The organism is Paenilisteria rustica (assembly GCF_013820765.1).
Taxonomy (GTDB): Bacteria; Bacillota; Bacilli; order Lactobacillales; family Listeriaceae; genus Listeria_A; species Listeria_A rustica.
Genome location: NZ_JABJVM010000033.1, coordinates 1 through 9,913, shown reverse-complemented (window position 1 = coordinate 9,913; position 9,913 = coordinate 1). Strand labels below are relative to the sequence as shown.

At 42.1% G+C, this 9,913-nt stretch carries 7 protein-coding genes; 5 read left to right on the top strand and 2 right to left on the bottom strand.

Annotated features, from left to right (window positions below; all coding sequences use genetic code 11):
• Positions 1-134 precede the first annotated feature (134 nt).
• Positions 135-830 (bottom strand): Crp/Fnr family transcriptional regulator, encoded by a 696-nt coding sequence (locus tag HPK16_RS16385; RefSeq protein ID WP_181677970.1) that lies wholly within the window; start codon positions 828-830, stop codon positions 135-137.
• 312 nt (positions 831-1,142) lie between these two features.
• Here HPK16_RS16385 and HPK16_RS16380 point away from each other — a divergent pair, with 312 nt between their 5' ends.
• Together HPK16_RS16380 and HPK16_RS16375 are read left to right on the top strand one after the other, a co-directional pair.
• A complete protein-coding gene (locus HPK16_RS16380; protein WP_181677969.1) occupies positions 1,143-4,151 on the top strand; it encodes a pectate lyase-like adhesive domain-containing protein in 3,009 nt (1,002 codons plus the stop codon).
• A gap of 95 nt (positions 4,152-4,246) precedes the next feature.
• Complete coding sequence (locus HPK16_RS16375) at positions 4,247-4,987, top strand: WxL domain-containing protein (RefSeq protein ID WP_246369471.1); 741 nt, start codon at positions 4,247-4,249, stop codon at positions 4,985-4,987.
• Positions 4,988-5,035: 48 nt separating this feature from the next.
• Here HPK16_RS16375 and HPK16_RS16370 read toward each other — a convergent pair whose 3' ends face one another.
• Entirely contained in the window at positions 5,036-5,320 is a 285-nt protein-coding gene (locus tag HPK16_RS16370; protein WP_181677968.1) for an ArsR/SmtB family transcription factor, read from the bottom strand.
• A gap of 110 nt (positions 5,321-5,430) precedes the next feature.
• On the opposite strand from HPK16_RS16370, the gene HPK16_RS16365 reads away from it, so the two are divergent.
• The 3 genes from HPK16_RS16365 to HPK16_RS16355 all read left to right on the top strand — a co-directional run.
• Positions 5,431-5,724 (top strand): putative quinol monooxygenase, encoded by a 294-nt coding sequence (locus HPK16_RS16365; RefSeq protein ID WP_181677967.1) that lies wholly within the window; start codon positions 5,431-5,433, stop codon positions 5,722-5,724.
• 4 nt (positions 5,725-5,728) lie between these two features.
• Positions 5,729-6,358 (top strand): nitroreductase family protein, encoded by a 630-nt coding sequence (locus HPK16_RS16360; protein ID WP_181677966.1) that lies wholly within the window; start codon positions 5,729-5,731, stop codon positions 6,356-6,358.
• 553 nt (positions 6,359-6,911) lie between these two features.
• On the top strand, positions 6,912-9,913 hold a 3,002-nt coding region (locus HPK16_RS16355), incomplete at its 3' end, for an Ig-like domain-containing protein (protein ID WP_246369470.1).

Below are 9,913 nucleotides of genomic sequence, written 5' to 3'. Positions count from 1 at the left end.
TTTGGATTGGGTTTCGTCACTTTTATCTTAACGGATGTTGATATTACTGTGTATTTTTTTGTCTTGAAATGAGAACAAAAAAATGTTGAGGCAGATTAATTTCTACCCCAACATTTATTATAGAACCCTATTTTTTATGTTCCCTCATACAATAAATTATTTAAAAGGTTCAAATCCTTCACAATCCACGGTCGCTTCGAGGAATCAATAACGTCCATATCACGCAACTCTTTTAAAATCCGAGACGTGTATCCCCGCGAAGTCCCGGCAATTTCAGCAAGCAATTCGTAGGTCATGAAAGTTGGTAACTCATATGCTTGATTCGGACTCAGTAACGCCATTTTTTCCGACAACTCTACCAGTGCATGTAAAATCCTCTTTTTCGAGTCGAGTGATTTCCGAATGAGCGCATTGCCGAGGTGTATTTGGACAGTAGAAAGGAAATTTAGCTGTAAATAGTTTCGAGGATCCTCTAATTTAACCGTTGATAGCATAAAATTGAAGTCGACCACCCATACTTGAGCATCCGTTAGCGCGATAAAATCAAGAATGGGATGCATGCGCTCTTTCAATAGAGGAAAGTTGAAAATATCGTCATGTTGAAAAAAGGAAATGAGCATTCTTCCTGTAAGCCTAGATTCGTAGTAAACGGAGAAGCTTCCTTTTTCGACCATATAGAACGAACCGCGAGTTAAAGGTGTTAACTGAATGGTTTCGCCTTTTTTTAGTGTGCGTTGGTAGCAGTATTTACTAAAAGCAGGATTTTTTCGCAATAGCTTCAGGACTTGTTCGACGGAAAAAAAGGCGTGTAGTTCTGATTCATGATACATTGATTTTCACTCCTTTATGTAGGTATAAATGTACCTAAAATGGTGATTTTTAAGCGCATATGAGACTCAAACTGTATAAATTGGCTTTGTTTAAATGTTCATAAAGATGTCAAAAAGCGGCTAATATGTTGCTTTTCATGAACATTTTTGCGTGAAATAGGTATTTATATATCTAATTTACCCTTATTTGCAACTATTTATCCCTACAGCCGCGAAAAACTTGAAAGCAAGTCACGTGGTATGATTAGTCCATAGAAAAGCGGTACACATTTTAAGACAGATGTTACCGAACAGGACTTGGAGGTGGCAATAATGAAACTTCTTAGACGAACGATGGCGGTGACGCTTGTTTGCAGTTTTGCAGTGGCAAGTGTGGCGCCGATAATGAGTAGCGCAGAGGCTTTGGTAGAAGAGGTTGCCAAAATCAAGAAGGACGATGCGGTAAATGAAACTTCTGAAAAGAAAGTTGTCAAAGGTTCGCGATTACAGGCAGCGGCGAATGTGGCAAATGTAACAGATTATCTGCAACTTGAAGCTGCAATGAAAGACGTCACGATAACCGAGATTAATATTATGAATGATATTAATTTTTCGAACTATACAACAGGTAGCGCGGCGGAATCGAATCTTAGCATTCCGACGAGGAGCCTGACGATTAACGGGAATGGCAATACGGTGGATTTTAGAAGTCGCGGTTATTTAATGTCATTTGGATCGAATAAAGTGGATATTGTGATAAAGGATATCAAGATGTTTGGTAGAAATTATTGGGGTCCATTGCGCTTGTCAGGGACGGCTGGAAAAGGAACGCAGCTCACGTATCAGAATATTGAATACACAGGTGCCCAGCTGACATGCTCGTATGAGGCGGATGTGAATATTATCGGATATGTCACGAATAATTCGGTGAATGCTTATGTTTCCCCATTTGACGGGATCACCTATGCGGCTTTAACAAACCAAGTAAACCTTGAAATCACGAATATTAATTTTTACGAAAACTCGGTGTATACGGGTTCTACAACGAATGCGACGGTGATTAATCTTGGGAATAGCGGAACGGCGACGGTTGGTAAGAATGCGGAAGTGTACTTGCTACGTGGCGGTAGTGCTGGTGAAGAGGGAACGTGTGCTTTTAAGATTGATGGGAATCTGAATATCAATGATGGCGCGTTTGTGCAGGTTCGTACGGAGCCAGGAAGTACGGCCGGTGGTATTAAACTAAGTAGCAGTGGTAGTTCTTTGCATATTAGTGAAAATGCGGAATTGATGGTGAATACGTTAGGCGCCGTCTCTGACACACGTAACCCGATCTATATTGCTTCTGGCGCTTCACTAAAAGTCGATTCTGGTGCTAAATTGAACATTCGTGCTGAAAATTCTGGAACATCGACGGGCGCTGCGATTTATACCGGTGACAGCAGTAGTTTTATCGTTGCAAAAGATGGTACGTTTGATGTTCAGGCGGATGGTACTGGCTCTAAGTATTTGGTTCGAATCGGTAGCTCCTCTACGTTCCAATTTGCGGATGCAAAACGGGTCAATTTACAGTTGAATAATACGAATACGGGTAGTCGACTTATCTATATGTCCGGTTCTTCTGGGAAGCTTAATGTCGATGTTCAGTCGGTGAAGGCTTGGACGGGAACGGATTGGGTGGATGATGGGAATGAGGCGTACCTTTGGAATCCGATGTATGGCATGAATATTAAATATAGCAGTGCCAATGTTAGCTCGGTGACGGCGAACTCGGTGAATGAAGCGACACAAGCGAGTTTTATCCAAAATTTCCGGACGCAAAACTTCCGCCGGGTGTTATTTGAAGGAATTCCAGATGTGGCGGTATCGATTGATGATTTAACGGATGATAAGACGGCACCAAACAGTCATACCATCACTGGTGTATCGAATCCAGGCGCTTATATTAAATTGACTGGTGACCCGGCGATCCCAGTAGGAACGATTACATCCCAAGATTTCAATGATGCGACTATGTATCACGCGATTACAGATGCGGAAGGTAGGTATAGTTTCACGTTGCCAGCAGGAAGTTATGTTTCAGCGGGAAACCAAGTGACTGCTTATTCTTATCTAAACGGTAAATCAGCGACGGCCAGCACGATTGTAAAAGATGAAGTGGCGCCAGATGCACCGACGCTAAATGCGATTAGTGACAAAGCAACAACTGTGACGGGCGATGCTGAAGCGAATGCCACAGTGACCATTTACAAAAAAGTGGATAACACGATTTTAGCAACTGGAACAGCGGACGGCAGCGGTCATTATAGTATAGCAATTCCCGTCTCAGAGCGCTCAATCACGCCATATATTGCATGTTACGCGGTAGCGACAGACGCGACTTCCAACACGAGTGAACATTCGGCGGACGTGATCGTAACCGATACAACGAAACCAACAGCGACAGCGGTGACGCAATACGTGGCGGTAGGTGATACGTTTACTACCGACGCGAAAAACTTACTCACAGATGTTTACGATAACGCTGGAACAGGCGATGACAACCTCACATACACAATCGACACGCAACCAGATTTGAGTAAAGTTGGTTATACGACGGCTCAAGCGACAATCCGTGACCGCGCAGGAAACACAACGACGATTACCGTTCCAATTTTTGTGAAAGATGCGGAAACGGTTAGCGATGAACAAACGATGATACAGGCAACAGACATCACGATACAAGTAGCCGAATATCCCACAAACGAAGCGGAGTTAGACACACTCATTAAAACTCGTTCCGGTGTCAAAGCTTGGGCCATCCCGAGTGGTTCCGATATAACGAGCCAAGTTACCCTTGATAAAATGGGCTTGCCGAATACACCTGGGGAATATAACGTGAATTTTTCTGTAAATGGTCTCCAAAAAACAATCGAAGTAACGATACAAGATGGCTCTTTATCACTTGGAACCGCGACAGAAAACATCTCGTTTGGTGAACAAATGATCACGTCAAAAGCAAAAACGGTGAAGCCTATTGATGACATTCAACTCTTTGTGAGTGATACAAGAGGGACAACTTCGAATTGGAGAGTTAACGCTCAGTTAGAAACGCCACTGCAAACAGCAGATGGCAAAGTTTTAGAAGACGTATTAGCGATTCAAACAACAGAAGGCGAAACAGCGCTCAGCACAGAGCACGCCATTCCAGTTTACTCCAATGATGCATTACAACAAGGTTTAACGGAAATCAACTTAAATTCGAACGAAGCATCTTTAGTGATGAACGTGAAACCAGGAACTGCTATGGCAAATAAAGAATACAGTACGAATGTTAGATGGACGCTAGAAGATGCCCCTTGATACTCGAAATTAGGACATAAGCTAAGTAAATCGGCGGCAAGCGTCCTAGTTTCTTTTATTATAAAAATTCAAAACAAGAAGGAGAAATAAATTATATGATGAAATTAAGTAAAGTAGCACTAGTAGGTATTTTGGCAGCAAGTAGCTTGGCGATTTATGCAGCACCATCACACGCAGCAGAGGTTGGTACAACAACTTCGAAAGCGGATATTATTTTTAAAGAGGATGATGGCACGACGCCGACAAATCCGATTGATCCAACGAATCCTGGCGATGATGTAACGCCAACAGACCCAGATGCGCCAACACCAACAACGGGTGCGCTACGTTTGGATTACGTTTCGAACATTCATTTCGGTGAACAAACGATTTCCGGTAGCGACACGACATACAAAGCGAAGTATGATGAAGTCGTGCTAAAAAGTGATGGTAGCACGAAATATGTACCGACTTTTGCACAGGTGACGGATAATCGTGGAACGAACGCTGGTTGGAAATTGCAAGTGAGCAATGACCAATTTAAAGCTGGATCAAGCGAGCTTACGGGTGCGGTATTGACACTTAAAGATGCGGAATTGAACTCGGCAAATGCAGCGAAACCGATGAATAATCAGAACGTTGTATTGAATGGTAATAGCACGATGCAAGATGTCGTGAATGCGCCAGTTGATTCTGGGATGGGTGTTTGGACGAACGCGTTTGGTAACACAGTTGGGGCGGATGCCGATGCTGAAAATGCGAGCGTAACACTGAAAGTTCCTGGTGAAACGAAGAAGGATAAAGACGCGAAATATGTAGCGACACTGACTTGGACGCTTACGGATACGCCCGATTAATTGTTAAAAAAATAAGCGATACAAGACCGAAATTGGGTTTTGTATCGCTTATTTATTTTGGAAGATGTCGAAGAAACCGGGATATTTAGCGACTACTTCTTTGTTTGGTGAATAAATGTGCGCGGTTCCTTCCTTGCGAACATCGACTAAACCGGCCTCCTTTAGCAATTTAATATGGTGGGACATGGTGGACTTGGAAATATCGTAGGTGCCGTTTGTGACGCGCTGCTCCCCCTTTTGCAGTAAGCAACGAAAAACGTCGAGGCGAATTGGATCACTCAAGGCTTGGAATAAAAGTAGCAACTGTTCTGAATCTTGATTATTGTTTTTCATAAAAATATCATAGCACATTACATATTAGTTGCCTAGTAAAATTTGATATGGTATAGTGTGTTTGTTCGAAAAAAATCGAACGATACGACCGTAGAAAGAAGGGCGAAAAAATGCTAGTTATTCAAGCGAAATTGGAAGTCCAAGAAGATAAGATCGCGGCATTTCTAAAAGAAGTAGAGCCGCTGATTGAAGCATCAAAAGCCGAGTCAGGGAATGCCGGGTATACGCTGACACGTTCTGTTGAGAAGCCTACCGAGTTTTATATGATAGAGCAATGGGAAGATTTAGCGGCTATTGAGGCACATAATAAAAGTGAACATTTCCAAGCGTTTCAAGCAGGCGTTGGCAGTTTATTGAGCGCACCGCCAGCAATTCAAGTACTTAGTAAAGTGGAAGGGAAGTAATAATATGTATAAAAATAATGATTTTGAAGATATAATCAAAAACCGCCGTTCGATTCGTGGATACGATGATACGGTGAAAATTAATCAAGAAGAGATGGAGCAGATTTTGACAGATGCGATGCGTGCACCTTCATCAGTAAACATGCAACCATGGCGTTTTGTGGTGGTAGCGAGTCCAGAAGGAAAAGAAACATTGCGTCCGCTTGTGCGTTTTAATACGTTGCAAAATGATACATCTGCCGCGATGATTGTGATTTTCGGTGATGTGGATGCGTTTGAAAATGCGGAGAAAATTTTCGGTAGCGCGGTGGAGCAAGGCATGATGCCCGCTGATGTGAAAGAGAAGCAAATGTCCGCGTTGACGCCGTATTATGCGAACACCCCACGCGAGGAATTGGAACGAGTGGCTGTGATTGATGGTAGCTTGGTCGCGATGCAATTGATGCTTGTGGCGCGGGCTTATGGCTATGATACGAATCCGATTGGTGGATTTGAGAGACAGAAAGTTGCTGAGGCGTTCGGCATGGACACTGAGCGTTTTGTGCCGGTGATGATTGTGTCGATTGGGAAAGCAACGGACGCGGGTTATGGCTCGTATCGGTTGAGTACGGAAGATACGGTTTTTTGGAAGTAAGGTTCTAGTCAATAGTGTCGATTTTTCAAAATAGTAAAGCAAGGAGTTCGCTGCAATAGGCGTGCTCTTTTTTTGGCTTAGCAACCATTGGGATCCCCTATAGATGGATGTTCACAAAATCTATGAAATAAAGTAACGATTGTGCCTAGTACTTTCCATTTGGACAAAAAAATATGTGGTAAGCTAAATCTATCGAAAGGAGATGAAGAAATGTGTTTTCTAGCCAAGTAGCTCGACAACTAGGAATTTTGCGATTCAGGATATAGAGTGGCTTGCGAGGGGTATTTTTGGTATTCTCTGAAAAATGTAGTCGGAATTTTGAAAATATAATTTATGATGTGGAAATATGGTGATAAATTTACCGTGCCGATTATGTTGAAAAGAATTTATCATAAATTATAGGAAAGAGGAGCAGAGTCTGATTTCACATTTACGACTTCTTAAATATTTACAGGATGCCAAAGAAATAGTATAGGAGTAACAAAGGAGTTAACTAACATACATCATAGTAAGTTATTCTTTGGAAATTATAAAAAATGGAGGAATTCAACTAATGAATAGAAACATGAAGAAAATCGTCACAACTTTAGTGGCATTTAACGTCGTAGCAAGCACAGTTATTGCAGTGCTTCCAACACAAGGATTTGCAGCAGAAAATAATACTAACACGGGTGAAAAGAAATTATTATCAACTGTTAGTGCGACACAAAACTTATTCAAAAACACAAACTTTACGAGTACAAGTACGAATATTCCTGATTGGACTGTATATGCTAATCAGAATGCGGAAGGCGATGCTACCATACAAACATATGGTACGAAGACGACAACCGATTGGTTCAATTATTCTCGTACATCCGTTCGTCCAAAAGGTGATGGTTCCATTGAACTTTATGGTACGGCGAACAGTCAAATAGGTGTGACTCAAATCATTAACACAATTCCAGGGAAATCATACACAGTTAGTTACAACTATAATACGACTTCTTTCTCTACCATTGCATATCTCATAGGAACTGCAACTAGTAATTACTTTTCCGCAACGGATGTGTCCACAGGAACTCTTAACAATGAAAAATGGACGTCCTCAGGCGGTAATGCTGGTTCAGGAAGAATGAACTATACGCCATGGCTAGTAGGTGGTTCAGGTACAGTAAATCAAACATTTGTTGCAACTGGAAGTAAAACTAGAGTCTTTATAGCAGCAGGTTTGAATTCAGCAGATAAAACCAATGTTGTGTATCAAACGATTTCTGGTGTTAATATAACAGGAGCTAGTGCAGAGCAACTTGCTGCGCCAAAACTCAACCCAGTAAAAGATAAAGATGCGAAAGTAACAGGTTCGTTAACTGGTTCTTTAGATAGTTTGAAAGAAGTACAAATTTATAAAAATGATGTCTATGTTGGGACTGCAAAAGTGACAGGTAGCAATTATGAGCTTGCGGTATCTGGATCAAAAGTTGGCGATGTTTATAAAGCTTATGCCGTAGATATTTGGGGCGTAAAAAGTAATGCTGCTTCACAAACGGTTACAGCTACGGCAATTGCCACACCAACTATCAATGAAATCACAGATAAAGCAACAACAGCTACAGGAACTGGTGAGCCAGGCTCGACATTGACATTAAAAATCGGTGACGCAACCTACACTACTACTGTTGCAGCAGATGGTACATGGTCAAAAGCAATCACTAAACCAAAAGCAGGCACAGCGGTAGAAGCTGTATCGGTAAAAGATAGCGTGACAAGTGCCAAGGCAACGACAACAGTTGTTGATGTTACAGCTCCAGATGCTCCCGTTTTAAGTACAGTAACGGATGCAGATACGCACGTTAAAGGTACTGGTGAAGCTGGTACTACAGTAAAAGTAACATTACCAAACAACGCAACAGTAGAGGGCGAAGTAGACGCGTCAGGTAATTTTGATGTTGTGATTCCAAAACAAGCCAAAGATGCGATAATCAGCGCTAAATTAACAGATAAAGCAGGTAACGTAAGTGCGGCAGGAACAACGACAGTCGTACATCAAGGCCCGAGTGCACCCGTTTTGAATGACGTTACTGATAAATCAACTACAGTGTCAGGAACTGGCGAACCAGGCGATACAATCACTGTTAAAATTACAGATAATGGAGCAAGTGTTTCGTACTCAGGAAAAGTAGATGATTTTGGCGAGTTCTCTATCCCTATTGACAAACCAAGTGCTGGCGCTAAAGTTGAGGCTATCGCAAAAGATCCATCTGGCGCGCTTAGTCCAAAAGCAAGTACGACAGTTAAAGATGTTACAGCTCCTGATGCCCCAAAAGTAAACCCAGTAAAAGTGGATGACACCAAAGTAACTGGTCAAGGTGAACCAAATTGTACTGTGAAAGTAACATTACCATCAGGCGGTGTCGTTACTGGAACAACAGATGATGAAGGTAATTTCAGTGTGACAATACCGAAGCAAACAGTAGACAAAGAAATTAAAGTAACGCTAACGGATGCGTCGGATAATGAAAGTAAACCAACAAGTGTGACTGTACAAGCAGATATAATTGCAAAACCAACTATCAAGGAAGTTACAACAGACGATACAAAAGTTAGCGGTACTGGCGTGGCAGGCGCGACAGTAACAATCAAAGCAAATGATATAGAATACACGGGTGTAGTTGCGGCTGATGGCACATATGCTATCACGATTCCAAAACAAGATGTAGGAGAAGCGATCACAGCGAAACAAGCAAAAGATGGTGCTTCTAGTGATACAGCGAGCACAACTGTAGTTCGCGGCGCGATTGCAAAAACAACAATTAACTCCCTAACAACAGATTCAACATCTGTTTCAGGAACAGCAGAACCTAATTCAACAGTTGTTGTCAAAGACCAAAAAGGTACGCAAATTGCAACAGGCCGTACAGGTTCAGATGGCATTTACAGCATGACAATCGCTAAACAAGCAGAAGGAACTGTTGTTACAGCAACGGCTACTGCTGATGGTAAAACATCAAGTGCAAATACAACTGTCGTACGTGACGGTATTGCAGCAACAACGATTGATACGCTAACAGCGGACGCAACAACAGCAACAGGAACAGCAGAACCAAACGCAACGATTGTTATCAAAAACGCTGCTGGAACAACTATCGGATCTGGAACAGTAGGATCAGATGGTAAATACAGCCTTACAATTCCGAAACAAGCAGAAGGAACAGTTGTTACAGCAACAGCAACATTAGATGGTAAAACATCAGCTGGTTCTACAACTGTAAAAGCAGGCCAAGACATCGCGAAAACGACGATTAATGCCCTAACGAATGATTCAACAACTGTTTCAGGAAAAGGCGAACCAAACGCAACAATCGTAGTAAAAAATGGTGATACAACAATTGCAACAGGAACAGTAGGATCAGACGGTAGCTATAGCTTAACGATTCCAAAACAAGCAACAGACAGCGTTGTTACAGCAACAACGACGAAAGATGGTAAAACATCAAGTGCTAGCACAACCGTTACAAAACAAGCAACAGGTAGCGTAGTTGTCACTGCTCCTTATTACGTTGGCTATGATTCTAG